Origin of the sequence: Nocardioides agariphilus, from assembly GCF_015352445.1 — a bacterium.
Classification (GTDB): domain Bacteria; phylum Actinomycetota; class Actinomycetes; order Propionibacteriales; family Nocardioidaceae; genus Nocardioides; species Nocardioides agariphilus.
In genome coordinates this window covers 51,590-77,780 of the sequence record NZ_JADKPO010000003.1, presented here as the reverse complement: position 1 = coordinate 77,780, position 26,191 = coordinate 51,590, and the positions used below count along the sequence as shown (strand labels likewise).

The window sequence follows — 26,191 nt, the reverse complement described above, 5'->3', positions numbered from 1 at the left end:
GTCACTTCACGCGCGGCCTCAAGGAGACGACGCGACGGGAGTCACCTGAGGCCGGAGGGGTGGCCGGGGTGCGGACGCTGATGATGGTCCGGTCGGCGCGGAACAGGTCGTGGGAGAACTCGAACAAGGCGCCGTCCTGGTCCTTGGTGATGCGGGTGATCGACAGGAGTGCCGCTCCGGGGTCGGTGCCGAGGATGGAGGCCTCGTCCTCGCTCGCCGCCACGACCTCGATGTGCTCCTCGGCCTCGCCGGGCACGGTGTCGTAGTGCTCGTCGAGCAGGTCGTAGAGCGAGCCTCCCAAAGGCAGGTCGAGCAGCTGCGGGAAGCGGTCTGCCGGCAGGCGCACGTGCTCCAGCGAGATGGGCATCCCGTCGGCCAGCCGGATCCGGACCACGTCGACGACGTATGCGCCCACGCCCAGCTCGAGGGCGGCCCGCGTCTCCTGGTCGGCCTCGGTGATCGCGGTGGTGATGATCCGCGAGCCCGACGTCATGCCCTGGGCTCGCAGCAACGCGGGCACACCGACGACCCGTGACAGGTCGCGCTCGACCTTCTGCGACCTGACGAACGTGCCGCCGCCGCGCCCCGGAACCCGGCGTACGGCGCCCGCGCGCTCGAGCGCGCCCAGCGCCTGGCGCATGGTCGAGCGGCTCACCCCCAGCTTCTGCGCCAGGTCACGTTCGGCGCCGAGCCTCTCGCCGGGGTGAAGCAGGCCGTGCTGGATCTGGTCGAGCAGCTGGCGGCGTACGCGCTCGGCCGCCGGACCGATGGCGTCCGACGACTCGCTCATCAGTCGCTCACCCGTCAGATCCCCTCCAGCGCCGCCGGCGACTCCGGCAGCACCTGCCCACCGTCGACGACCAGGGTCTGACCGGTGATGTAGCCCGCCTCGTCACTGGCGAAGAACAGCGCGGCGTGGCCGATGTCGTCGACGCTGCCGAGCCGGTGCTGGGGTATCGCCGCCTCCATGCCGTCGATGTAGTCCTGTCCCATGTCGTGCAGGCCCTCGGTCGCGATGTTGCCCGGCATGATCGCGTTGATGGTGATCTTCCTGGGCGCGAGCTCGATTGCGGCCGTGCGCAAGAACCCGAGCTGGCCGGCCTTGCTGGCGCCGTAGTGGGACCAGCCCGGATATCCCGTGATCGGCCCGGTGATCGAGGAGGTCACCACGACACGGCCCCGCCCGCTCGCAGTGAGGGCATCGAGGCAGGCCTGCACGGAGAACATCGTGCCCTTGAGGTTGGTGCCCAGCACCTCGTCGACGTCGGCCTCGGTCAGCTCGCCCAGCGGCTTGTCGGGGAAGATGCCGGCGTTGGCGCACAGCACGTCGATCGCGCCGAACCGCTCCAGAGCCGTCGCGGCCAGGCCGCGGCAGTCGTCGACGCGAGAGACGTCTGCCACGGCCGTCTCGACCCGGCCCTGCGCCTGCGCGGCCAGGTCCTCGGCCGCCGCCTGCAACGCGGACTCGTTTCGACCGGCGATCAGGACGTCGGCACCCTCGCGCGCGAAGGTACGGGCGATGCCCTTGCCGATGCCCTTGCTGGCCCCGGTGACGATGACCGACCGGCCCCGCACTGTTGTGAACATCAGACTCTCCTCGATGATTTGGCCCCGATGATTTGGCCCCGATGATTTGGCCCCGATGACGGCTTGACTGGTCGGCCTCAGCCGAAGCGTGACAGGTAGTCCTCCGCGAGGTCGCAGCTCGCGGCCGTGAAGGCGGCACCCATCGACTGCGCCAGCTCGGTTCCTGAGTGCGAGCCGATCCAGGCGACCAGCAGGAGTCGCCGCATCATCACGAACGTCGGGATCTCGGCCTCGTCCTCGGCCGGGAGGTCGCGCACGGTGCGGTAGCCGCGGACCCAGGCGTCGGCCAGCTCGGGCACGCGGGGGTCGTCCTCGAAGAAGCTCACTGCTGAGCCGAAGTCGTAGAGGAACCAGCTGAACCCGCAGTCGTCGAAGTCGATCACGTAGTGCTCGTCCCCGTCTGGTGTCCGGTCCTCGAGCAGGTTGGCCAGCCGCAGGTCCGCGTGCACCAGCCCGTAGCGGTCCGGGCCGGAGCCGAAGGCCGTGAGCCGGGCTCGCAGGGTGTCGTCCAGTCGGCCGAGCACCTCGGTCTCCGCAGGGCCGACGGCCATGCCGTCTTGCCAGCGGCCCCATCGGGCGACGGACCCGAACGCGCCGTCGTAGTCCCAGGCGAACCGGGTGAAGCCGGGCGGGCGCTGCCAGCGCAGCGCGTGCTCGTGCATGCGGGCGGTGATGCCACCCAGCACCTCGAAGGACTCCGGCAGGGTCTCGCCGGCCTCCTCGGGCTCGACGCCGGGCAGGAACTCGAACCGCACCACGTGCCGGGGGTCGGCCTGACCCTCCTCGGGCATCGCCAGGAGGCGGCGTCCGTCGGGAGTGGGCAGCACCCGGGGCGTCCGCACACCCGTGTCCTCGCGCAGCGCGTCGAGCCAGGCCAGCTCGGACTCGATGGCGGCAGCGTCGTGGTAGCCGTGCCGATGCACCCGCAGCACCGTGCGCTCGCCCGTGTCCGGGTCGTCGACGGCGTACGTCGCGTTCTCGCTGACGTTGAGCAAGGTGAGCGCCGCGTCGGGGGACACGCCGTACTCGGCCAGGGCTCGGCGTGCCACCGGCTCGAGCCGAGCGGCGACGCCCTCACCGGACAGGTCGTGGGTGCTCACTGGTGCCTCACTGGTCGCGTCCCTCCACCGCCTCGAGCACGCGCGTGATCTCGTCGCGTGCGCGGAGGATATCGGCGGTCGGCCCGCTCATGTAGACGCGACCGGCCGCCCCGATCATCGAGACGTCCACCAGCGTCACGCCGGGAGCCACCTTCTCGGCCGCGTTGGCAGCGACCGTGGCGAACAGTGCGGGCGTCATCTCGTAGACCAGCAGTGTCTCGCCCGGCATCAGCATCGAGGCCTGCCGGTTGCGGTTGATGATCACGGCGTGCTGGTCGGTGACGTCCTCGATGACGTCGTGGTAGAGCACGCGTGGCCGCAGCTGGTCGGCGGGATCGGCACCCAGGCCGGCCAGGATCGCCTCACCCGCCCGGCGTACGTCGTCGAGGTCGGAGGCGTGCACCTCGAGCACCCCGAACTGCCGCTCGACGAACAAGATGCCCGGCTCGACCGAGGGAACCGCGCGCAGCGCGAGGTCGGTGACGCGCTCGATGGCTAGGCCGGGTGCGACCTCGACGATGAGTGCGTGCTGGCCCTCGAACGGCGGATACCCCCGCGCCCGAGACGGCGTGCCCATGTAGGCCGCGAACTGACGCTGCAGGTCCTCCAACAGCAGGTAGACCCGCAGCTCCGGCCCCGGCACCGTCAGGGTCATCCCTCCGACGCGGAGGTCTCGAAGTGCCGTCCGAGCTCGGGGTGGGGCCGCGGGATCACGTGCACCGACACCAGCTCGCCGACCTGGCCGGCGGTCTCCGCACCGGCCTCGGTGGCCGCCTTCACCGCACCCACGTCGCCCACGATGGTGACCGCGACGAGGCCGTCGCCGACCTCCTCGCGACCCACGATGCTCACGTTGGCCGCCTTGACCATGGCGTCCGCGGCAGCCAGCGCTGCCACATAGCCCTTGGTCTCGATCATGCCGATGGCCTGACCTGCTTGACCTGCCATGTCACTTCCTCATTTCTCGTCGATCGAACCGATGATCAGTGCATCCACGGGTGGATGCGGGTCAGGGAAGTACGCCGCCGCCACCGAGCCGGTCGCCACGAGCACGTGCTCGCCGACGCCGCTGCCGAGGACGTCGAAGACCACGAGACTGGTCCCGCTCCCGTCGACCTCGACCTCGAGGAAGGCCCCGTTGGGCAACCCCTCGACCCTCTTGGTCGACCACACGCTGCCGACCACTGTCGCCTTCAGCATCTAGCCCTCCTTCTCGATCCTGACGCCCAGGGTGCGGGCCTTGTCCTTGGCCAGGGGCGTCAGCACGGCGCGACGCCCCAATACCAGCCGCGCGCCCTCGGCCGCCGCCTTCTGCACGGTCCTCTCGGTGACCGCGCCGCGTTCCACGCGGATGGCTCCGGCCGCTGGTTGAGGAGGTTGCGCAGCAACCGTCTCGGAACCCGGTGAGCTGGATGCCAGGCGGAACCCGTGTCGCCCGTCCTGCAGCGCCGCGCGCACCTCGCCGTCCTCGCACATGGCGGCCACCCGGCGTACGAACGCGGTCAGGTCGGCCTCCGTGGCGATGACGACGTCGGTCGGGCCCGTGGGTGAGCTGGCCACCAGCCCGTCAGGCAGCACCTCGCGCAGGACGGCACGTACGGCGGCGCGCAGCTCGTCGGGACCCAGGCCGGCCAGGTGGTTCACGCCTCCCACCTCAGCGACCGCTCGGCGGCCTCGGCTGCGGCGCGTACGTCGGACTCCTCGCCACTGAGGTAGACGCGGCCGGTCGCGCCGATCATCCGGTAGTCGACCACCTTGATGCGGGCGGCCTTCTCGGCCTCGTTGGTGGCGAGGATCGCGTAGGACGCGGGCTGCATCTCCAGCACGAACAACGACTCGCCCTGCAAGGCCATCGACCCGATCTTGTTGCGGTTGATGAGGAAGGCGTGCTGGGCATCGATGCGCGAGACGATGCGCGAGGCCAAGACGGTGGGAGCGGTCGCGTCGGACGCCTTGGCGTCCAGGGCCTCGAGCACGGCCGCGCTCGCGGAGCGCACCGCCTCTGTGGAGCGCGAGTGGATCTCCAGGTAGCCGAACTGCCGCTCGACGACGAGGATGCCCGCCTGCACCTCGGTGTGCTTGAGCGCGACGTCGGTCAGCGGCTCGATGTCGAGGCCGGGCGCGACCTCGATGACCTGCGCGGCCACGTCGGAGCGCGGCAGGCTGCCCTTGATCCAGGTGCCGAGGTAGCACATGGTCTGCGGCTGCAGCTGGTCCAAGAAGATGAAGGACCGGAGTTCAGCACTCATGTCAGAACCCGACCCCTAGCCCTTGATGATCGCTGTCAGCTCTTCGATGATCAGCCGGCGGAGCTCCTCGCGGACCTCCGCGGTGCTGTCGCTCGAAGAAGACGGGCGGGTGGCTGCGGGCCCTGTGGGCCCTGCGTCGCCCAGGTTGCTGGCGACCGGGTAGGCGGGCACGGGTCCGGTGGGTGCGGCCCACGGCACCAGCCCGGCGTAGGACGGGAGCACCTCGCTCGGGTCGGTGCTGTAGGCGATGCGGGTCAGGTTCACCAGGTGCTGCGGCTGGAGGTTCTCGCTGAGCGAGCTGCGGCCCACGAAGCCGGTGCCGATGGTCATCGACGGCGCCAGGTTGGTGGAGAACCCTGCACTGCCGGTGCTGCCACCCTCGTTGACGGTGACGCGCAGGACGTCGACGGCGGCGGCGTACTCCATCACGGTGCGCGGGTCGTTGCTGTGGATCACCGCCGAGTGACCGGCACCGCCGATGCGCAGGAGCGCCTCGGCCGTGCGGATGCCACGGCGTGCGGTCGGCACGCGGGTCAGGCCCAGCACCGGGCAGAGCTTCTCGTGGGCGAGCGGCTCCTCCTTGACGGCCAGGTCGAACGGCGCGACCAGCACCCTGGTCCGTGGCGGGATGCGGATGCCTGCCCGGTCGGCGATCGTGGCCGCGTCGCGGCCGACCACCGAGGTGTCGAACCGACCGCCGGGGAAGACCGCGTCGCGCACCTTGTCGCGCTCCTCGGGGCCCAGTAGGTGGGCACCGTGGCGGCTCATCTCGCGCAGCAGGCGGTCCGCGACCGCGTCCTCCACGACCAGCACGCTCTCGTTGGTGCACAGCACCGAGTTGTCGAAGGCCTTGCTGTCGACGAGCTTCTTGGCCGCTCGCGCCAGGTCGGCCGTGGCGTCGACCAGCACCGGCACGTTGCCGGGGCCGACCCCGATCGCCGGGTTGCCCGACGAGTACGCCGCCCGCACGACCGCGACCCCGCCCGTGGCCAGGATGACGTCGGTGCGGGAGTCGGTCATCAGGGCGTCGATGAGCGGAACCGACGGCTCCTCGACCCACTGCACGACGCCGTCGGGAGCGCCCGCGGCGACGGCTGCCTCGGCAAGCACCCGGGCGGCGTCCGAGCAGCACTGCTTGGCGGCCGGGTGCGGGCTGACCACGACGGCGTTGCGGGTCATCAGGGCCAAGATGACCTTGAAGTAGACCGTAGAGACGGGGTTGGTCGAGGGCGTGAGTGCGAAGACGACGCCTGCCGGGCGGGGCACCTCGACGATCTTGCGGTCGCCGTCGATACGCGGGCTGACGTAGTCGTGCTCGCGGTAGGTCTCGAGGATGCCGCGTGAGCAGAGCTTGTTCTTCACGGCCTTGTCGGCCACGACGCCGAAGCCGGTCTCGCGCACGGCCCACTCGGCGTACCGCTCGGCGTTGTCCTCCGCGGCGCGGGTCACCGCCTCGACGATGCGCAGCACCGAGTCGCGGTCGTAGGTGGCGAACGCCTGCGCCGCCCACCGGGCCCGCTCCAGCATCTGCCGGGCGCGGGGCACGCCGGGTGCCTCGATCGGGGGCAGGTCGTACTCGACGGTCACGATGCCTTCTCCGCCCGCCAACCGGACTCGCGGACCTCGGCCCACGACTTGCGGATCGCCACTTCGGTGCGGTCGAGCAGCTCCTCGCAGAGCTCCGGCTTGAGGAGGATGCCGGGCTTGTACTGCAGCACCCGCGGGTCGAGGGTGGAGAAGATCGCCCAGACGCCGTTGGCGTAGAGGTGTCGCATGACGTACTTCGCGCCCTGCGGGTGGGCGAACTCCAGGCCCATCACCACGCCGTTCTGCCGGATGCCGACGAACCAGTCGGGGTAGTCGGCCTGGATCTCGCGCAGTCCGCGGCCGACCCGGTCGCTGATGTAGTGGACCATCGAGCGGGTTTCGGGGCGGTTGCAGATCTCCAGCGTCTTGAGGGCGGCGATGCAGCCCAGCTCGGCGCCGCCGAACGTCGAGATGTGACCGAAGCCGTCCTCGGTGAGCCAGCCGGCGGCCTGCTCGCTCATCAGCACGGCGGAGATCGGGTACATGCCGCCCGACAGCCCCTTGCCGGCGACCAGGATGTCGGGGGAGATGCCGTGCTTGGTGATGCCCCACAGCTCGCCGGTGCGCATCAGCCCGGTCTGCACCTCATCGGCGATGTAGAGCGTGCCGTGCTGCTCGCACAGCCGCTTCACGGTCTCGAGATAGCCGGGTTCGGGGAGCGGGAAGCCGTAGGTCGCGGGGATGGTCTCCATGATCACGGCGGCGACGTCGCGTCCTCGCAGGGCTTCCTCCATCGCCGTGAGGTCGTTGAACGGGACGTGCACGAACTCGTCGGGACGGTCGGACAAGAACAGCTTGCTGAACCGCTCGTCGCCGGTGGCGACAGCCAGTCCCGTGTGACCGTGGTAGGCCTTGACGACCGACACGATCTTGCGGCGCTGCGTCGTGTGCCGAGCCGTCTTCAACGCGATGTCGATGGCCTCGCCGCCGCCGCTGCCGTACGCGACCTTGGTCAGCCCGGCGGGTGCCGTCGAGATCAGTGCCTCGGCGAGCGCCGTACGCGTGAGGGCGGGGAAGTGGTGATTGCCGACGTCGAAGTGCGACATCGCCGATGCCACCGCCGAGGCGACCTCCGGGTTGCGGTGGCCGAGGTTGTAGGTGCCGCCGTTGAGGTGCACGTCGAGCAGCCGCTTGCCGGACATGTCGTAGATGAAGTAGTCCTCGCGCCGGTCGATGACCAACGGGACGCCCGACTCGACCCAGAAGTCGGTCTTGCCGGGGTTCCAGAACTCGCGCGACTTCTCGAGCACCTGCTCCTTGGAGTCGAAGGAGAACTCGCCGTAGTCGAAGCTCATGCCGATCCGATCTGGGTCAGACCAATTCACCTAATGGTTTGCAATACGGTATGTAACAGGTTCTCTACGGTCTGGTCAACAGGTTCCGGACCATCCCCCGGAAAGTACGTCGGTTGCACCCCTTGCCACAGCACGTGTCCGCTGGCAGCATGCCGCAAGGTGGCTTGGGACACAGCGAATGGGTCTGCACTCAATCGGTCACGAAGGGGCCTATTCGGTTTGCTGCTGTCTGCCCAGACGGGCCCGATAGGACGGAGTGACACGTGTCGAGCAGCGAGAAGGAACGCGATCTGGCGCCGGTTCCGCACGCCAACGCGCTGAAGGCGGGGGCGATCGGGCTGGGCGGAGTCCTGTTCATCGCCGTGGCCAACGCCGCACCGATCACCGCGATGACCGGCAACACCCCCATCGCGATCGGCTACGGCAACGGACTCGGAGCACCGGCCGGCTTCCTGGTGGCAACGATCGTGTTGACCCTCTTCACGATCGGGTTCATCGCGATGGCCCGCCACATCACCACGGCCGGCGCGTTCTACGGCTTCATCACCCATGGCCTGGGGCAGGTGTGGGGCATGGCGACCGGCGCACTCGCGACGATGGCCTACGTCGTCTTCGAGGGCTCGCTCATCGGCATCTTCTCCTACTTCACCAATGACGCCCTCAACCGCTGGTTCGACACGGACGTCAACTGGCTGCTGATCGCCATCGTCGGCATCGTGGTGATCGGCCTGTTCGGCTACTTCGACATCAACATCGCAGCGGCGTTCTTGGGTGTCACCTTGGTGTGCGAGGTGGTCCTGCTGCTGGCCCTCGCGTTCTCGGTGCTGTTCTCCGGTGGTGGACCCGACGGGATGGTGCCCGAGGCGATCAACCCGCTGAACGCTTTCAAGTCCCTGGAGGCAGGCGGCGGCATGGGCCTGTCGATCGATGGGACCACGATCGCTGCCGGCAGCGCTGCCATCGGCGTGTTCTTCGCCTTCTGGTCGTGGGTCGGCTTCGAGACGACCGCGGTCTACGGCGAGGAGTCGCGCAACCCCCGCCACATCGTGCCGCGGGCGACTCTGATCGCCGTCATCGGACTGGGCACCTTCTACACGTTCGTGTCCTGGATGATGATCGCCGGCAACGGCAAGGCGACCTCGATCGAGAAGGCCAACACCGACTCCATCGGTCTGTGGGTCGACCTGGCCGAGGACAAGCTCGGCGGCTCGTTCATCGGCGACATCTACCTGTTCCTCATCGTCGTCGGGTCCTTCGCCTGCGGGCTGGCCTTCCACACCGCGGCGAGCCGTTACCTCTACGCGATCGGCCGTGAGCTGCCGGCCACCAAGAACACGCTGGGCCGCACCCACGGCACCCACCACACCCCGCACATCGCGTCGGTGACCCAGAGCGTGATCACCTTGGTGTTCACCCTGGGCTTCTACGTCCTGACGACCAACGGAGACGACCCGTTCACGGGCGCCTACATCTTCCAGTACGGCCTCCTGGCGATCCTGGGCACGATGGCGATCCTGATCGTGCAGGCGATCACCTGCCTGGCGGTCATCTGGTACTTCCACGTCAAGAAGGTGCACCCGGGCAGCCTGCTGACCACCGGCGTCATCCCTGCCCTCGGCGGCATCGGGATGCTCTACGTGGTGTGGCTGCTGATCGACAACATCCAGTTCGCCGGTGGCCTGGCGGCCGGATCGCTGTTCTTCGACCTGATCCCCTGGCTGGTCGTCGCGACGTTCGTCGTCGGCCTGCTCGGCGTCTTGCTCCTGCGCTCTCGCAGCCCTGAGGTCTACCGCGCCATCGGCCGGACGGTGTTCGAGGAGGCCCACGAGCGGAAGTGACCGCTACCAGCGACAGCGACGTCTTGAGGTTCGAGCCCGACGCCGAAGGTGACCCGGCCAAGCTGGCGTACACCTTCGGCGGGTTCGAACCGTTGGTGAGCGTGCGGCCCGGCACCACCGTCTCGACGTGGACGCTCGACTGCTTCGCCGGGCGGGTGCGGACGACGGCCGACCTGCCATCGCAGGTGTGCGACCCGCGCTTCCTCAACCCGCAGACCGGACCGTTCTACGTCGAGGGCGCCGAGCCGGGCGACACGCTGGTCGTGCACTTCCGCTCGATCGTCCCGCGTGGCGGCCGGGGAGTGAGCTCGACCGTCCCGTTGTTCGGCTCGCTGACCGCCACGACGTACACCGCGATGCTGCACCCGCCGCTGCCCGAACGTACGTGGGTCTACGAGATCGACAACGCCGCCGGGGTCGTGAGGTACGACGCCCTCGACTCGCCGTACACCGTCGACCTGCCGCTGGACGCGATGCACGGAACGGTCGGGGTCGCCCCGGCCCTGGGGGAGGTGCGCTCGTCACTGACGCCGGGCAGTTGGGGCGGCAACATGGACACCCCCGAGATGCGGGCCGGCACGACCTGCTACCTCGGGGTCAACGTTCCGGGCGCGCTGTTCAGCCTCGGGGACGGCCATGCCCGCCAGGGCGAAGGGGAGACCTGCGGGGTCGCGGTCGAGTGCGCCATGGACACCGTGCTGGTGCTGGACCTGATCAAGGGCGGCAGCCCGACGCCGTGGCCGCGGCTCGAGGACGACGAGTTCATCATGACCACCGGCTCGACGCGCCCGCTCGAGGACGCCTTCCGGATCGCGCACACCGAGCTGGTCCGCTGGGTGCAAGAGCTCACGGGCCTCTCCGACATGGATGCCTACCAGCTGGTCTCCCAGACCGCGCTCACCCCGGTCGCGAACGTGGTGGACACCAACTACACGGTCGTGGCCAAGATGGCCAAGCGGTACCTCGGCGACGTGCGCGTCATGCAGGGGATGCACGCGCGCTGGCGCCGCTGAGCCCGAGAACTGCGACAATGCGCTCGTGCGGGACGCGACTGCGGTCGACCGCTCCCCGACCAAGGTGGCCGTGGACGAGTCGGATCGGCCCAACAGGCTCCGGAAGCGTGTGACGCTCAGCCTGCTGCTGTCGGCGCTCGCTCTCCTCCTGCTGAGCGGCCTCTCCCTTCTCACGGCACCCTCGACGACCGTCTCGGGGTCGGTCGTCGCGATCGGAGGCGACCTCGCAGCAGACAGCTGCTACCCGACCGTGGCCTATGAGGTCGACGGTGAGAGGTACCGGGTCACCGAGCACGACTCCAGACTGTGCGTGTACCACTGGGGGAGCGATGCCACGGTCTACTACGACCCGGACGATCCGGGCGACGCACGCCTGACGAAGTACGGCGACCTGCCGGGTCGGCTCGCGGGTGGCGCCATGGGCCTGCTGCTGGTCGCCGGAGGTGTGGGCACCCGCAAGCGGCACGTGTCGGAGCTGCTGACGTGGGCGCTGTTCCTGGCTTGGTGTGCCCTGCTCGCCGCGTTCGCGGTCGGCAGTCAGCGGGAGTCCGACCTCCACAGCCTCGAGCAGCAGATCTCGTCCGGCGAGGTAGGCGTGGTCGAGGTCGCGGGAGGAATGCGGGAGGGGAGCACTGGCTTTGCCACCTTGGAGCTGCGTTGGTCGCACGACGGTCTGGACTACTACACCGAGGTGGCGCAGCTTCGGGGACGCCAGTTGGACGAGGCGAGCCAGTCCGGGGTCACGGGCTACATCCGCGGGGACGTGGCGACGTACTTGCGACGGGGTAGCAGCCAGCTCCGCGTCGAGCCGACGTACTTCGTCGATCGCAGCGGGATCACCGCTCACGTCGCCGGCTGGCGGGTGACCGGAGGGCTGGTGTGGTTCTTCGGTGCGCTGTTCCTCCTGTCGGTGCGCGTACTCGTCGTCGGCGCGGAGCCGAGGCGGGGCACGAAATGGGCGTGGTTCTGGCTGATGTTCGTGCTCTCGCCGCTGGCGGCACCTGTCTTCTTCGCGCTCGGACGCCCGCACGGCCCAGCCTGGACGAAGGGCGATGGCCGCCGGTTGACCGGGGGTTGGGCGTTCGTGATGTGCCTACTCCTGGGATCGGCACTCGGCGCCTTGGCCTAGGCAGGTCGCACCTTCGAGTCCGTGCGCACGTTGCTGATGCGCCTGAGCGAGAGCAGGGATGGTCCGACGCATGGGTGTCGAGCACGCGCCTGAGGACTGCCGACAACGGCGCGTCGGACCCCAACCTCAGCGCGCCCTCAGTGCCTACGACCACAATGGGCCGAAGCGTCTGCCTGTGGTGGCGTCGCGCGACCTGAACGGACATGCGGATGACCGAGCAGCCCCGGGACACCAGCGCCCTGCTCGAGGCGTTGCGTGCGACCGTGGCTGCCGCGCCGACGCCCCTGCACCCGAGCCAGCTACGACTGCTCGTCGAGGAGGCACTCGGGCCGGAGCGCTCGCGCGACCTGCGTCGCGAGATCCACCAGGTCGTCGTCGCCGCCGAGGAGCACCTGCCCATGAGGATGACGCGGATATCGCCGCTGACCGCGTCCTCTCTGGCCAACCTGAGCTCCGAGCTCGCCGCGGCGCGTGGCTGGTCGCCGCAGACGGCCGAGCGCGCCACGCGCACCTGGGCGGCGGCTCTTGGCCACGATCACCTGGCCGTCACGGACTGGCCGCCCGCGGCCCAGGTCGAGCACGTGGCCTCGCGCCCGCCTGCCAGCACCACTCCAGCAGTCGATGAGACCGCCCTGCCGCCACAACCGACGCCCGTCGTCGCCGGCAGGGACAGCCGCAACAGTGCCACGGAGTTGGCCTGGCCGAAGCCCAACCGCAGACTGCGCAAGGTTCACGAACGGTCCACGACAGGCGAGCCCGTTCTCGGCGTCGTGCAGACCTACGCCGGCATCCCGCTGCCCGCGTTCGCCGCGGCCACCGCTGTGGTGCTCATCGGCCTGACGGTCGCACTGGTCGTGACACCGCCGGTCGGGTGGGCCATTGCCGGCGCGGCCGGCGCCCTGGCGGCGCGTGGCCTGACCTCCGCGGCGAAGTTCGGTGCGCTGGCCGCCACCAGCACCGGTCTCGAGCACGTTCCCTACGTGCTCAACATGCGGCGACCCAAGTTCGACCAGGCCGTCAGCGCACCCTGGAGCGAGGTGCGAACCGAGGTCGGCAGCGTCTCGGTCGTGGAGATGGCCGGCCGCCGGATCCAGGTCGGGCCGCGCAACCGGGCGTTCGCCGAGGCCGTCGCCGAGCTGGCAGGAGGGCGAGCATGACCTCAGCCCGCAAGCTTGCCGATCGCAGGTCCGAAGTCGATCTTCGTGCCGACGACGAGTCCGAGGCTTCGGCCCGGGGGAACCTCCTGCGCGCTGCCGTCCGGGGCGGTGGCCTTCCAGGTGCGCTCGGTCAGGTTGCGCAGACCCCACAGGTCGGGCCGGGAGGGGTGCGAGACGACCTCGGCGACGGCGTCGTCGTAGGCATAGTCGCGGCGCAGGTGATGGCGGGTCACCCGGGTGCCGGCGTTGAGGACGAGCACGCGCGGACCGAAGGTGAGCCGGACGGGCAGCCGCAGGTCACGCTTGCACGCCCAGCACGGCCCCATGGGAATGCCGTCGTCGGTGAGGTTCTCGCGGCCGCAGCTGCAGACCATCACGCCGTCGAGAAGCCGGGAGAGGTGCGAGCGCCACAGGCCCTCGCGAACCCGCTGAGCCGGCTTGTCGAGTCCTGCGGTGAACGCGCGGACGAAGTCGTCGCGGATGTAGGGCGGGTAGAGCGCCCAGTACTCCAGCACCGAGCCATGGATGGCGGGGTCGGGTGCGTTCGAGTGGTCAAGCGGGTCGAAGACGAACAGCGGCTGGGTGCCGAACAGCTCCTTCTCAGCCTCCCGGTCGAAACAGGCATAGGCGAGCTCGCGACGTCCCTGCAGGGGATGGTGGAACATCAGCAAGTAGAAGAGCAGCACGGCCAGGGAGTAGAGGTCGGTCGCCGTGGACGGCTGCGCCTCGCCGCGGACCACCTCAGGGGCCATGAACCGCGAGGTGCCGAGCACTCGAGCAGGCTCGTGCCCGTCAATGCCCACGTTGTCGTTGTCGCAGATCAGCGGGAGGCCGGTCGTCGGGTCGAAGAACACGTTGCCCAGGCTGATGTCGCGGTAGCACAGACCCTGGGCGTGCAGCCTCAGGAACGAGTCGGCCAGGCCCATGCAGAGCCGGGCGACCGCGGAGAACGACGCGTCGGCGCGCCCGGTGAGGAGGTCCGCGATCGGCAGGTAGGACGAGGGCCGCAGCGGCATCACGTAGCCGAAGCCTCCCTCGGGACCGTCGAGCACCTCCAGGGGCCACAGGAAGCTGTCGGACGGCGCGGGCAGCTGGGCCAGCCGGGTCAGCGCCACCCGCTGGTCGGGATGGGCGCTCTCGGGCCGGTACCACTTCAGTGCCAGGGACGGCCGGCCGTCGAGGGAGTCGAGCTGGTGCACGGCGCCCTGGCCGCCCTCGCCGAGCAGCACGCCGACCCGCCACGAGCCACCGTGACGTGGCAGCACCAGCTGCGTCCCCACCGGCAGCACTCTCACCCCTCCTTGTGCATCGCTGCAGCATCATCACGTACACAGGGATCATCGCGCACCCGAAACCGGAGGCGACCATGACCGAGCGCCCGGGCGCCCAGCTCGCCCGCCGCCCGCTGCACTTCGTCCTGCTCGCGGACTGCTCGGGATCGATGGCGGCGAGCGGGAAGATGACCGCGCTGAACACCGCGATCCGCGAGGTCCTCCCTCAGCTGGCGGAGACCTCGGACAACAACCCGCATGCCGAGCTGCTCGTGCGGGCCATCGGATTCTCGACAGGTGCGCGCTGGCACGTCGAGCACCCGACCGCACCCGACGCCCTGGACTGGCAGGATCTCCAGCCGGGCGGCTACACCGATCTCGGCGCTGCCCTCGACCTTCTCGCGACCGTGCTGACCGTCCCGCCGATGGAGGAGCGCGCGCTGCCGCCGGCTGTCGTCCTGGTCTCCGACGGCATGCCCACCGACGACTTCGCCGAGGCTCTCGACCGGCTCCTGGCCCTGCCATGGGGCGCCAGCTCGGTCCGGATGGCCGTTGCCATCGGACAGGACGCGGCCTACGACACCCTGAGCAGGTTCATCGGCGACCCGACGATCGAGCCCGTCACCGCCTCCAACCCCGAGCAGCTGATGATGGCGCTGCGCTGGGCGACCGTCCACGTCGCCCGCGCCGCGTCCTCCATCTCGCCACCGGGTCCGCCGCCGGTGCAGATCGCCACCGCGTGGACCGACCAGGCGGAGGACGTCGTGTGGTGACCGAGCCGCAGACCGAGCTGCCCGAGCTGCCCGCCGTCGGCAGCTGGCAGGCCACGTCCGCGTCCCGTCGAGGTTCCTCGCACGGGGAGCACGGGCCCAACCAGGATGCCGTCCGATCTGTCCTGACCGCCTTGGGTGCTGAGCCGACGTGGGTGGTGGCCGTCTCCGACGGTCACGGCGGCGCACGCTACGTGCGATCCCAAGCCGGTGCCCAGCTCGCCGTCGACGTCGCCGTCGAGCTCCTCGTGGAGCGCCTCGGTGTCGCCGCGGCGTACGACGAGCAGCTCCTGCGCGCCTCGGCGCCGATGATCGTGGACCGGTGGCGAGCAGCGGTCCTGGCTCACCTTGCGGAGCACCCGTTCACGCCGGACGAGGAGTCGGTCGCCGGCGGTCCTCTCTACGGCAGCCCTCTGGTCGCCTACGGAGCCACCTTGCTCGTGGCGCTCGTGAGCGACTCCGGTGTGCGTCTGGCCCAGATCGGCGACGGCGACGCACTCGTGCGCAGCCACGGCTTCGCGGTGCGCCCCGTGCCAGGGGACGCGCGGCTGATCGCCAACGCGACGACCAGCCTGTGCCTCGACTCGGCACCGCACGACTTCCGGTTCGCCGAGCTGCCCGACAGCGCCGATGCGGACCTGGTGCTCCTGGCCAGCGATGGCTACGGCAACTCCTTCGCGGCACAGGACTGGTGGCACACGCTGGTAGGAGACGTCGCGTGGTACGTCGACGTCCACGGCTTCGACGCCTTCTCCTCCCGGCTGCCCGAGTGGCTCGCCGAGTCCGCACTGGTGGGGGGCGACGACGTCACTGCTGCGGTGCTGACGCGTCGGCTGCCCGTCCACGTGCCCGCGTCGCCGCCTCGGGAACAGCAGCTCGCGCCCGCGAGCACCCTTCCTCTCGTCGAGCCCACCCCCGATGACCGCCTCGCCCTCCCCACAGCTCACGGACGCCGTCGCTTGGTCGTGACGGCCGTCGTGGCGGGCGCGATAGCCGGTGCCTGCCTGGTGGGTGCTGTCCTGCTGCTCACCGGTGGCGATGACACGCCCACCACGCCCGACCCGCCATCGACCGTGAGTCCGTCTGTCAGCGAGACGACGAGCCCCTCCGACGGTCCCAGGAGGAACCCCCGGCACCAGCCCGGCGGACGCGTTCCCCCTGGTGTCCAGTAGTCGCAACGCGCGGGCCTTCCGTCCTCCTCGGCCACCTCAGTGCGGCCTCAGCACCTTCGGGCACGGTGTGCTTCATCAACCAAGGACCAGAACCGGTCCCACACCAGGAGGACAGAAACATGGCACGAATCGGCGGCGAGCTCGAGCAGCTCGTGACCCTGCGTGGCGTCTTCGACCGCGAGTCCGGCTCCGTCGAGGAGCTCACCCGCACCATCCGCGGCCAGCTCGCGGGCACCAGCTGGGAAGGCCCTGCGGCCGACCGGTTCCGCCAGATGTGGGACGCGGAGTTCGAGCCCAACCTGTCCAAGCTCCGCACCGCGCTCCAGGATGCCGCCCTCGAGGTCTCCCGTCGCCGTGAGGCCCTGCAGGCTGCCGGGAGCTGACCATGGGCACCTACGTCACCGACGACCCGGCGTCCTTGCGGTACGCCGCAGCGCAGCTGCGTCACCGGGCCGAGGTCTTCCAAGGCGTGGCAGCCGAGGTCGACTCGGCTGCCACCACGATGGTGTACGTGGGGCCTGCCGGAGACCAGTTCCGCGCCGACATGGGCGCGACCAGCAACCGACTGCGAGGCACCTGCGACCGCATCGTCGACCTCGCCGGGCGACTGCTTCGGGAGGCGGACCGGGTCGAGGCCGAACGCCTCGCCGCCGCTCGCGCAGACACCATCTACTACGACTGACAGACAAGGACACGACCATGTGGCTCGACTCAGGTGACGGCACCGTCGATGGTGGCGGGCTCATCGAGATGGACCCAGCCGGCATCCGGGCCGGAGCCCAGCAGATCGTCAACGGCGTCCTCCGCGGTGCCGACGCGATGGGCATCCACTTCAACGACATCGGCACACCCGGGGCGTCGTACTGCGTGTGCGACCTGTGGGACTCCTCGGTCCCGGGCCTCGTGGACGAGGCCGGCGCGCTCGGCGCCGAGGTGATCGCGGCCTTCCACGCGTGGCTGGTCAGCACGACAGACGCCATGGCCAGGGCCAACCAGCTCGCCGCCGACCAGGCGCAGGCGACGGCCATGACGGTCAGCGTGATCGGTGGCCCGAATGCCGGCTTGGGCTTCGGGGGCCTGCTGGCCGGAGCGATCGTCAACGACGCCAACAACCGGGCCGCGTCCGTGTGGCTCGACGGGCCCGCACCGGCGAGCCAGGTGGACCTGCTGATGGCGATGCAGAACGGCAGCGTGAACAGCGGGAACATCGGCCTGACCCTGAGCAGCATGATGAGCGACGCCAACAACGAGGCCAACAAGGTCTGGCTGGCGCCGGAGGGCACGTCCTACATCGGCGGCGACGACTACGGCCGCGATCTCTACAAGGACAACCAGGGAGACGTCGGCACGTTGAGCGACATCCACCGCGACACCTACGACGACAACCACAACAGCAGCTACGACTACGACGTGGACTGAGGCGCCTCCTCCTGTTGGCGCGGTACGGCAGGCACAATGACCCCGACCGCAACCACCGGACGAGGACGACACCGTGCCAGCAACAGGGCCAGCCACAGGTCCACGCGATGCACAAGCCTTCCGGCCCGGCGCCCGCCTGGCCGGAAGGCCTCTGCATTTCATCTTCCTGCTCGACGGCTCGGGTTCGATGGCGGCCGACGGCAAGATGGAGGCGCTGAACCGCGCCATCCGCGAGGCGCTCGGCCCCTTGCAGGAGCTGGACGCGCAGAACCCGTTCGCCGACATCCTGGTCCGCGCGATCGTGTTCGCGAACGGCGCCCACTGGCACGTCGCCGAGCCCACTCCGGTGGCCAGCTTGGTCTGGGCACCGGTGACCGCTCATGGCTTCACCGACCTCGGCACTGCGCTCGAGCAGGTCAGCGAGGTCCTGCGCGTGCCCCCGATGGAGGAGCGCGCCTTCCCGCCCGTGCTGGTCGTCATCTCCGACGGTCGGCCCACCGACGACTTCGAGGCGGGCCTGGCGCGACTGATGTCCCAGCCGTGGGGACGGCGAGCGGTGCGCCTGGCCATCGCCATCGGAGCGGACGCGGATCTCGAGGTGCTCACCGCCTTCATCGGCGATCCCGAGCTGCGGCCGTTCACCGCGGCCGACCCCGAGCAGCTGGTCTACCTGGTGCGCTTCGTCTCGACCGCGGCCTCGCGACTGGCCTCCCTTCCGGTCGGTGAGGTGCCGCAGCCTCGCATCCCAGAGCCTGCGCTGCCGTGCGCCGGCGAAGAGCTCGTCGTCTGGTAGCTCCGTCCCTCAGGCCGCATCGGGCAACCTCAGGGCCGCCTCAGCAGGTCCGGTCAGGGTCTCCTCGACGGCTCTCCACGAGGAGGTGACGAATGCACGTCGGACAACAGCTCCCAGCCCCTACCATGAGGCGAGAGCCCTGGGGGGACCATGCAGCATCGCGCGGGCCTGACGCTCGACGTGCGTTCGCAATGGAGGGTCATGCACCGACGCGACGACTCCGGCGGCGAGCCGTGAGCGGGCCGTTCCGGGTCGAGCTCGAGGCCTCTCGTGTCGACTCCGATCCGCGCCCGCTGGTGCTGACGGCGGCGAGCGACACCACCGCCGGTGAAGCACTGGACGTGCTGGGCGAAGCGCTGGGGCTCACCAACGCCGCCGGCGCTGTCCAGGCCCGATCGCTGATCAGCGGTCGGTGGGTGGAGCGCACGGCCCGGCTCTGCGACATCGGACTGCTCCGGGGCGAACGGCTCAGCCTGGTCGTCGGACTCCAGCCCGGCGGCGCGACCGGTCCGCTGCACCGCTGGCCGGAGGGGCGGCCCGGTGACGACTCGGCACGCGTCGCCGTCAACCGCCCGCCGCGGGCCGTGGAGCGCGAGCCGGAGCTGTCCATCGCGGTGCCGCGAGAGCGCCAGCACCGCCCGCCGCGACGCTTCCCGCTGGGAGCGATGATGATTCCTCTCGGCATCGGGCTCCTGCTCGTCGTGGTCACGCGTCGCATCGAGATCGCGCTCTTCTCACTCTTCACTCCGGTGATGGTGCTCTGGAACTACGTCGAGGAGCGCCGTGCCCGGGCCGACGAGATGCGTGAGTACGGACGGACCTACGCCGAAGAGGTGGCGGCGACGCTCGCACGCGTCCGCGAGACCACCGATGCCTGGGCCGGCTGGCTGCACCGGCACTACCCGGCGCCCGACCAGGTGAGCGAGATCGCCCGCACGCTCTCGCATCGACTCTGGGAACGTCAGCCCGGCGACCCCGACTTCCTCCGGCTCCGGCTCGGGGTCGCGTCCCGGAGGGCGCCGGTGACGTTGCGGCAGGACGAGTCGGCGCGGATCGTCACCCGAGACGACGAGCCGGACTTCGAGGCGGCGGCCCGCGCCGAGCGCCTGCCGTCCGTCGTCGACGTCGTCGAGGGTCCCCTGGCGATCCTCGGCGCGGCCCAGCCGGTCGAGAGGTCAGTGGCGTGGCTGGTCGCCCAGGTCGTGACGTTGCACAGCCCGGCCCACGTGATGGTCGCCGGGGCCTTCTCGGACTCTGACACCTGCGACTGGTTCCGCTGGCTGCCTCACGTCGCGCACGGTTGGTTGCCTACCTCGCCGGTCGCCGACAACGCGCGGGCCGCGGACGCTCTGCTGCGGGCAGCTGCGCGGGTGGGTGCCCAGCGCCGCGCCATGCGGGAGCAACGCGGAGGGCTCATCGGCGAGCCCTTCTTGGTGCTGTTCGTCGACGCCAGGCTGGGGCTCGACCCCGCCGCACTCGCGGCTGCGGCCGCGTGTCACGACGTCGGCATCGCGGTGGTGTGGTTCGGCACCGACCTGCGCGCGGTGCCCACCGCGTCGGCTCACCTGGTCGCCCTCGACGCCGACGGCGGCGGCGCGGAGCTGGTGGCGCACCGTGGGGGAGCTCGCGACCGGTTCGTCCCCGACGACTTCCGGCGTACGGCCGCACTCGACATGTCGGCTGCGCTCGCGCCGGTCCGCGATGCCTCCGACGTACGCCGCATGCGCAGCGTGCCTGACCACGTGCGGTTGGAGGAGCTGGTCTCGGACCTGGTCTCGCCCGCGGCGATGCGCCAGCGGTGGCAGAACGCACCGCTCCACCAGCTGACCGCACGGCTCGGCATGGGCGCGGACGGCGTCGTCGATCTCGACCTCGGCCCCTCGGGCTCGCACGTGCTCGTTGGTGGCACGACCGGCAGTGGCAAGTCGGAGCTGCTCCAGACGATGGTGACCTCGCTCGCCGCCGAGTATCCGCCGAGTCGGGTCGGGTTCCTGCTGGTCGACTACAAGGGCGGTGCCGCGTTCAAGGACGCGATGGATCTGCCGCACTGCGTCGGCGTGGTCACCGACCTGGACGAGCACCTGACCCGACGCGTGATCCTCGCGCTCGACGCCGAGATCAAGCGCCGCGAGGAGCTCTTGGCCCACCACGGGGCCCGGGACCTCACCGAGCTGCGCCGCGTCTCCCCCGAGCACGCCCCAGCCGACCTGGTGATCGTGGTCGACGAGTTCGCGGCACTCGCCAAGGAGATCCCCGAGTTCGTGGAGGGTGTCGTCGACATCGCTGCTCGCGGCCGCTCACTCGGCCTGCGGCTCGTGCTGGCGACGCAACGTCCGGCCGGTGTCGTCAACGACCGCATCCGTGCGAACGTCGGTGTGCGGATCGCGCTGCGCGTCAACGACGAGGCTGACTCGACCGACGTGATCGACGACCGCAGGGCGGCGCACATCGCTCGATCCAGACCGGGGCGTGCCTACATCAAGGTGCACCGCGACCTCGCCGAGTTCCAGTCCGCCTTCGTCGGGGCCATGGTGCGCTCGAGCACCGGCTCCGCCCTGGAGGCGCGCGACCTCTGGGCCACCGAGGCCAGCCCCCTGACGCCATCGGGCTCGGGGCCGACCGTGCTCGAGGCAGTCGTCGACAGCGCCCGCAAGGTCATGCAGCTCGGGCGCTGGGAGCCTCCGCACGTTCCGTGGCTGCCGGCCATGCCACGGCTGGTGACCACCGGCTCGCTCATCGAGCGCACCGGACGCCTGCGAGAGGGTGCGGTGCCACTGGCACTGGCAGACCTCCCCGCGCAACAGGCGCAGCGCGTCGTGGCCTTCGACCTCGAGCAGCACCGGAGCATGCTGGTGTTCGGCACGAGCCGCAGCGGCAAGACCACGGTGCTGCGCACCATCGCGGCCGGCCTGATCGCGACACTGGATCCGGACCGGATCGAGATTCATGCGCTCGACTTCGCCGGGCATGGGCTGCACGTCCTCGCCGACGCGCCGCAGGTGGCCGTCGTCACCGGTGGCGACGAGCCCGGGCGCGTCGTCCGGGTGCTGCGTCGTCTGGGCGCGGAGCTGGAGCAGCGCAAGCGGGCTCTCGCTGCTGCCGGTGTTACCGGGTTCGCCGCCCTGGCCGACGGCACGCATCGGTTGCCCCGCATCCTGGTGCTGCTCGACTCCTACGCCGGAGCCTCGGCCGCGCTGGAGCGTCTCGAGGGCGGCCGCGTGCTCGAACGGCTCGAGCGACTGGTCGTCGACGGTCCCACTGTCGGCATCCACTTCGTGATCACCGCCGACCGACGGGCCGCCGTGCCGACGGCGCTGACGAGCGTGGTGACCACTCGCCTGGTGCTGCGGATGGCCGAGCGAGACGACTACAGCCTGCTGGGTGTCGACACCGCGGTGAGCCGTGACGCTCGGATGGAGCCCGGGCGTGGCTTCATCCATGGCGACACCGAGGTCCAGGTCGCCGTCCGTGCGAGCAGCGACCCAGCTGAGGAGCAGCACGCCCTGCTGGCCCTGATCGCCGAGACCACGGCACGGTGGCCCCACCGGGTGCCCCCGGTGCTGTCGATGCCGGGCCAGGTCTGGCTGGCCGACCTGCCCGCAGCAGAGCGTGCGCTGCACGTTCCGGTCGGCATCGGAGAGGCAACGGTGGCACCCGTCGCCCTCGACCTCACCGACTCCCACGCCCTCATCGCAGGTCCGCCTCGCAGTGGTCGGTCCACGACACTGGCCACCGTCGCTGCCGGGGTCGCCGCAGCCGACCCTGCGGCCTTCCTGGTGCTCGTCGCAGGACGACTTTCACCAGCGCTCACGTCGGTGGCGTGGTCGACCGCCCAGGTGGATCCCGGTCGACAGCCCGACCTCGACGCGGCGCTGGCCGAGATCGACCAGGAGCTCCGGGAGGGCCGGACGGTCGTCGTACTCGTGGATGACGCCGAAGGCCTCAGCGATGCGGCTTCTGCTGCGCTGGAAGGGCTCGCGCGCCGGGCGCGCGACGCGTCCGTTCGGATCGTGGCCGCGACAGACACGCGTTGGGCGCTGCGTGCGTACGGCGGGCTCGTGCCGGAGCTGCGTCGAGCCAAGCAGGGTGTCTTGCTGGCGCCCGAGATCGAGATGGACGGCGACCTGCTCGGCGTCCGGCTGCGACCGTCGGTCGAGCCGGTGACGGGGGCCGGGCGCGGCTACCTGGTGCGACACGGAACATCTGAGCTCGTTCAGGTCGCACAGCCGGAGGGGAACTGACACGATGCACAACGATCAACAGGGGGAATCATGAATGATGAGAGCCAGAACGCTGCGGCTGTGCGTCGTCAGCTCGTCGACTTGGTGCACAGGCACGGACCCGAGTTGCTCGACGACTCACGCAGGGTGCGCGCCATGCTCGCCGATGCCGTCGCCGGTGCGACGGCCGAGGCGAACCTCGTCGGTCTCGCACTGAGCTCCGGGATCCCGGCCAAGCTCCGCGACGCTGCCCGCGACCCGAGCCGCGCCGGCACCGCGGTCGCCGACACGGCCGCCGAGCTGGAGCGGACCAGTTCGGTGCAAGCAGCCGACTCCCGATGGGCCGTCGGCGCCATCGCCGAAGCCTTGGGCATCTCCTCGGTCGCCGCCACCGCCGAGATGGGAAGCGGCACGGCTCCAGCGCCTGCGCGCCCGGCCGCCGCGCCCGCGGCACCGCAGCCGCCCGGCCCCGGCCTTGCCGGACCGAACGACCTCACGGTCCGCGTGGCAGGCCAGGAGCACATCGTGGCGGCAGGCTCGGTGTTCACCTTCGGTCGGGACCCCAGCAGCACGGTCGTCCTGGAGAGCACCGCCGTATCCCGCCAGCACGGGCGGGTCCAGCGTGGTCCTTCCGGTTGGGAGTACGTCGACCTCGACTCGACGCAGGGCTCCTTCGTCGACGGTGCCAGAGTGCGCACCCACCCGCTGCGCGGCGAGACCGTCGTCGTGCTGGGGCAGGGCCCCGAGTCCGTCCAGGTGCGACTCTCACCGTTCGGCCAGGCCAACACGGTGCTTCCCCCTGGATCGGCCGCGGGCGGTGCCGCTTCCGGCAGGGCGGCGGCCACCGAGCTGCCCCAACGTCCCGGTGGTGTCTTGGGCAGCGTCCCCGCGGCCCGCACCGAGCTCGGCGGCTCGGGCGGTCCGGTGCTGACGGTCATGCTCGGGCCCGTCACCCGCACGGTTCCGGCGGATGGATCGCTGACCATCGGCCGCGAGAGCGACAACGGCCTGGTTGCCGGCGCCACGACGGTGTCGCGCCACCATCTGATCATCGAGGGCGCGGCCGGCGGGTGGCGCCTTCGCGACCTCGGTTCGACCTCGGGCACCTGGCTCGACGGCCGTCGCGTCAGCGAGGTCACCCTGTCGGGACGCCAGGAGTTCGTGCTCGGCGACCTCGACAAGGGCGACCGACTGGTCACCGAGGCACCGGGGGGCACCGCCAGCGGCAGGGGTTCGACCGTCGCAGCGCGCGCCAAGGGCAGCCGCGGTCGGTGGGGCACGCCCGTCCTCGCCGCGGTCGCCATCGTCGCTGTGCTCGCCCTCGTCGCGGCCGGGACCTTCCTGGTCCGCGCCCTCAACGACGACAACGGCACCCCGGCCGCCGCCAAGCTGACGCCGGACCAGCTGGCTCAAGGCACGGTGCAGCTCAGCTCCAGTGTGGGCTCAGGTTCGGGCACCGTCATCGACAAGAAGCTGGGGCTGATCCTCACCAACGCCCACGTGGTGGCACCTGCTGCCGTCGGCATGGCGATCAGCGGCGGCTACGAGTTCTTCACCCCGGCGCTGAAGAACCCGACCTCGATCGACATCTTGGTCGCCGACGGCATCGGCAAGCCGGCCGAGCCGCGCTTCACGGGCGAGGTCGTCGCCGTCGACGGCTACCTCGACCTCGCGGTCGTCAAGATCACCAAGACGACCCGCGGTGGCTTCGTGGAGGCCGACGACCTCGCCGATCTCGTGCAGGTGCCGATCGGGGACTCCGACACGGTGAAGGCCACCGACGAGCTCAGCGTCATCGGATACCCGGGTTCGCAGGACTCGCTCGGTCCGACCTACAGCCGCAACGTCGTCTCGGGCTACAGCCCCGACGAGCGCGTCGGCACCAACCGGGGCTGGATCAACTCGACCGACGTGGTCGCCCATGGCAACTCCGGTGGTCTGGCCGCCAATGCCGACGGTGAGCTGGTCGGCATACCTTCCCTGCTCCGGTTCGACACGCTCGTCGACGGCTACAACCCCGACTACACCACCGTCGGGTCGGCGATGAGACCGGTGAACCTGGCCAAGGACCTGATCGCGGCGGCGCGAGCCGGCAAGCCCTACAAGAGCGACTACGTGGTGGCCGCACCCGCCAACGCGAAGATCCTGGGGCTGCACGGCAACGTGCTGGTCGAGCCGGCCGATCCCGGCAGCATCACGGGCGGCTGCAACGAGGACTCCGCCACGTCGAAGTACTACGCCTTCGGCGTCGACTACGAGAACTTCTCAGGTGGGGACCACACGGACGTCGTGGCGCTCTTCAAGGACCCGGACACCGGCGAGGTGCTCGACGCGACCGCCACCACCTGGAAGACGGCGCTGCCGAAGAAGGGCTGCCTCGCGATCACGACGCATCTGACCGAGCTGCCTGACTCAGTCGAGCTGGTCATCGCGATCGGCGGCGACATGAAGCCGATCTGGGACGTCACGCTCGGGTGAGCGACTCACGGGTCCGCGTCGAGCTGTTGGGGCCGACCCAGCTGCTCGTCGCGGGCACCCCGGCCTCGACCGGGGGACCGAAGTTGCGCGCCATCCTCGCCATGCTGGCGCTGGCCGGCGGACGACTCGTCAGCGTCGATGACCTGCTGGACGGGGTCTGGGGTGAGGACCTGCCCAACACGGCACGCAACACGCTGCAGTACCACGTGGGCGTGCTCCGCAAGTCGCTTGCGGAGCACGGTGCCGCCGACCGACTCATCACGCGTGACCCGGGCTACGCCCTCGACGCGGAGACCGACGTCGCCCGCTTCCTCGAGCTGACGTCGGCGGCCGAGCGGTCACGGTCTGCCGGCGACGCCGACGCCGCCGCGCAGTCGCTCACCGAAGCACTCAACCAGTGGCGCGGCGAGGCCCTCGCCGACCTGCGCGACTTCGAGTTCGCCGACGTACGCGCGGTCGCTCTGAGCAACCAGCGACTCACCAGCCTCGAGATGTGGGCCGACGCCGAGCTGGCGTGCGGTCGCGCGGACGCGTTGCTGCGACCCCTCCAGGACCTGGTCACCGAGCACCCCACGCGAGAGCGGCTGTGGGAGCAGCTGATGATCGCGCTGTACCGCACCGGACGTCAGGATGCGGCCCTCTCCGCCTTCCAGGCAGCCCGGGCGGCTCTGTCGCGAGAGCTCGGCGTCGACCCGTCCTCCCGGTTGGTCTCCTTGCAGACCGCGATCCTCAACCACGATCCCAAGCTGGCGCCCATGCCGGCTCTGCGGTCCATGCCGGCTCGCAAGATGACACAGACGATCCTGGCCCGATCGGAGCTGGTGACGACGCCGCCGACGCTCGTGGGCCCGAGCGGTCAGCGCGTCGCGCTCGGCGGCGACGCAGTCGTCATCGGGCGCCACGAGGACTGCGACCTGGTGCTGCCCGACGACCAGGCCTCGCGCAGGCATGCCCAGGTCTCCCCGGCCGGCGCGGGGTTCGTGGTGGAGGACCTGGGGTCCACCAACGGGACGATGGTCAACGGCACGCCGGTCACCGACCTGACCGGCCTCCACGACGGTGACCGCATCGAGGTCGGCCACTCGGTGATCCGCTTCGTGGCTCGAGGCTGAC

24 protein-coding genes are annotated in these 26,191 nt (G+C 70.3%); 13 read left to right on the top strand and 11 right to left on the bottom strand.

Features of this window, described 5'->3' with window-relative positions; all coding sequences use genetic code 11:
* Position 1: 1 nt before the first annotated feature.
* From ISU10_RS03335 to ISU10_RS03290, 10 genes are all read right to left on the bottom strand, one after another.
* Positions 2–790 carry a GntR family transcriptional regulator gene (locus ISU10_RS03335; protein WP_194694949.1) on the bottom strand — a complete coding sequence of 263 codons (789 nt, stop codon included), beginning with the start codon at positions 788–790 and terminating at the stop codon, positions 2–4.
* Positions 791–804: 14 nt separating this feature from the next.
* The gene (gene fabG / locus ISU10_RS03330; protein WP_194694948.1) at positions 805–1,587 is read right to left on the bottom strand and encodes a 3-oxoacyl-ACP reductase FabG; all 783 of its coding nucleotides are present in this window, start codon (positions 1,585–1,587) and stop codon (positions 805–807) included.
* A 77-nt stretch (positions 1,588–1,664) separates the two neighbouring features.
* Positions 1,665–2,687 carry a phosphotransferase enzyme family protein gene (locus ISU10_RS03325; protein WP_194694947.1) on the bottom strand — a complete coding sequence of 341 codons (1,023 nt, stop codon included), beginning with the start codon at positions 2,685–2,687 and terminating at the stop codon, positions 1,665–1,667.
* Between the two features lie 7 nt (positions 2,688–2,694).
* Complete coding sequence (locus ISU10_RS03320; RefSeq protein WP_194694946.1) at positions 2,695–3,342, bottom strand: microcompartment protein; 648 nt, start codon at positions 3,340–3,342, stop codon at positions 2,695–2,697.
* On the bottom strand, positions 3,339–3,635 hold the full coding sequence (locus tag ISU10_RS03315) for a BMC domain-containing protein (RefSeq protein ID WP_194694945.1): 297 nt from the start codon (positions 3,633–3,635) through the stop codon (positions 3,339–3,341). Before ISU10_RS03315 ends, ISU10_RS03320 begins: the two co-directional genes overlap by 4 nt.
* A 9-nt stretch (positions 3,636–3,644) precedes the next feature.
* Positions 3,645–3,887, bottom strand: a complete 243-nt coding sequence (locus ISU10_RS03310; RefSeq protein ID WP_194694944.1) for a EutN/CcmL family microcompartment protein — start codon at positions 3,885–3,887, stop codon at positions 3,645–3,647.
* Complete coding sequence (locus tag ISU10_RS03305; protein WP_228499386.1) at positions 3,888–4,331, bottom strand: hypothetical protein; 444 nt, start codon at positions 4,329–4,331, stop codon at positions 3,888–3,890. It abuts the gene before it with no gap.
* The gene (locus ISU10_RS03300; protein WP_194694943.1) at positions 4,328–4,936 is read right to left on the bottom strand and encodes a BMC domain-containing protein; all 609 of its coding nucleotides are present in this window, start codon (positions 4,934–4,936) and stop codon (positions 4,328–4,330) included. Before ISU10_RS03300 ends, ISU10_RS03305 begins: the two co-directional genes overlap by 4 nt.
* A gap of 15 nt (positions 4,937–4,951) precedes the next feature.
* Positions 4,952–6,523, bottom strand: coding sequence for an aldehyde dehydrogenase family protein (locus ISU10_RS03295; RefSeq protein ID WP_370864672.1), 1,572 nt, complete (start codon positions 6,521–6,523; stop codon positions 4,952–4,954).
* The gene (locus ISU10_RS03290) at positions 6,520–7,818 is read right to left on the bottom strand and encodes a class-III pyridoxal-phosphate-dependent aminotransferase (protein WP_194694942.1); all 1,299 of its coding nucleotides are present in this window, start codon (positions 7,816–7,818) and stop codon (positions 6,520–6,522) included. The genes ISU10_RS03295 and ISU10_RS03290 overlap by 4 nt, the downstream gene beginning before the upstream one ends.
* A gap of 263 nt (positions 7,819–8,081) precedes the next feature.
* Between ISU10_RS03290 and ISU10_RS03285 the strand changes: the two genes are divergently transcribed.
* The 4 genes from ISU10_RS03285 (at position 8,082) to ISU10_RS03270 (ending at position 12,955) form a co-directional block, all read left to right on the top strand.
* Positions 8,082–9,656, top strand: a complete 1,575-nt coding sequence (locus ISU10_RS03285; RefSeq protein WP_370864669.1) for an APC family permease — start codon at positions 8,082–8,084, stop codon at positions 9,654–9,656.
* Positions 9,653–10,669 carry an acetamidase/formamidase family protein gene (locus ISU10_RS03280; protein WP_370864667.1) on the top strand — a complete coding sequence of 339 codons (1,017 nt, stop codon included), beginning with the start codon at positions 9,653–9,655 and terminating at the stop codon, positions 10,667–10,669. Before ISU10_RS03285 ends, ISU10_RS03280 begins: the two co-directional genes overlap by 4 nt.
* A gap of 25 nt (positions 10,670–10,694) precedes the next feature.
* Positions 10,695–11,798: a DUF3592 domain-containing protein gene (locus ISU10_RS03275; RefSeq protein ID WP_194694941.1), complete on the top strand. Its 1,104-nt coding sequence runs from the start codon at positions 10,695–10,697 to the stop codon at positions 11,796–11,798.
* 209 nt (positions 11,799–12,007) lie between these two features.
* Positions 12,008–12,955 carry a hypothetical protein gene (locus ISU10_RS03270; protein ID WP_194694940.1) on the top strand — a complete coding sequence of 316 codons (948 nt, stop codon included), beginning with the start codon at positions 12,008–12,010 and terminating at the stop codon, positions 12,953–12,955.
* 2 nt (positions 12,956–12,957) lie between these two features.
* Here the strand turns inward: ISU10_RS03270 and ISU10_RS03265 are convergent, their stop codons facing one another.
* Positions 12,958–14,235 carry a protein kinase domain-containing protein gene (locus tag ISU10_RS03265; protein WP_194694939.1) on the bottom strand — a complete coding sequence of 426 codons (1,278 nt, stop codon included), beginning with the start codon at positions 14,233–14,235 and terminating at the stop codon, positions 12,958–12,960.
* An 86-nt stretch (positions 14,236–14,321) separates the two neighbouring features.
* Between ISU10_RS03265 and ISU10_RS03260 the strand changes: the two genes are divergently transcribed.
* The 9 genes from ISU10_RS03260 to ISU10_RS03220 all read left to right on the top strand — a co-directional run bounded on the left by ISU10_RS03260 (position 14,322) and on the right by ISU10_RS03220 (position 26,190).
* Entirely contained in the window at positions 14,322–14,999 is a 678-nt protein-coding gene (locus ISU10_RS03260; RefSeq protein WP_194694938.1) for a vWA domain-containing protein, read from the top strand.
* A complete protein-coding gene (locus tag ISU10_RS03255) occupies positions 14,996–16,168 on the top strand; it encodes a PP2C family serine/threonine-protein phosphatase (protein WP_194694937.1) in 1,173 nt (390 codons plus the stop codon). The genes ISU10_RS03260 and ISU10_RS03255 overlap by 4 nt, the downstream gene beginning before the upstream one ends.
* A gap of 119 nt (positions 16,169–16,287) precedes the next feature.
* The gene (locus ISU10_RS03250) at positions 16,288–16,551 is read left to right on the top strand and encodes a WXG100 family type VII secretion target (RefSeq protein ID WP_194694936.1); all 264 of its coding nucleotides are present in this window, start codon (positions 16,288–16,290) and stop codon (positions 16,549–16,551) included.
* Positions 16,552–16,553: 2 nt separating this feature from the next.
* Complete coding sequence (locus ISU10_RS03245; protein WP_194694935.1) at positions 16,554–16,850, top strand: hypothetical protein; 297 nt, start codon at positions 16,554–16,556, stop codon at positions 16,848–16,850.
* Positions 16,851–16,867: 17 nt separating this feature from the next.
* Entirely contained in the window at positions 16,868–17,587 is a 720-nt protein-coding gene (locus ISU10_RS03240) for a hypothetical protein (RefSeq protein WP_194694934.1), read from the top strand.
* Between the two features lie 73 nt (positions 17,588–17,660).
* The gene (locus ISU10_RS03235; protein WP_370864664.1) at positions 17,661–18,380 is read left to right on the top strand and encodes a vWA domain-containing protein; all 720 of its coding nucleotides are present in this window, start codon (positions 17,661–17,663) and stop codon (positions 18,378–18,380) included.
* 233 nt (positions 18,381–18,613) lie between these two features.
* Positions 18,614–22,621: an FtsK/SpoIIIE domain-containing protein gene (locus ISU10_RS23745; RefSeq protein ID WP_194694933.1), complete on the top strand. Its 4,008-nt coding sequence runs from the start codon at positions 18,614–18,616 to the stop codon at positions 22,619–22,621.
* 30 nt (positions 22,622–22,651) lie between these two features.
* Positions 22,652–25,078, top strand: a complete 2,427-nt coding sequence (locus ISU10_RS03225) for an FHA domain-containing protein (RefSeq protein WP_194694932.1) — start codon at positions 22,652–22,654, stop codon at positions 25,076–25,078.
* Entirely contained in the window at positions 25,075–26,190 is a 1,116-nt protein-coding gene (locus tag ISU10_RS03220; protein WP_194694931.1) for a BTAD domain-containing putative transcriptional regulator, read from the top strand. Before ISU10_RS03225 ends, ISU10_RS03220 begins: the two co-directional genes overlap by 4 nt.
* Position 26,191: the final 1 nt, after the last annotated feature.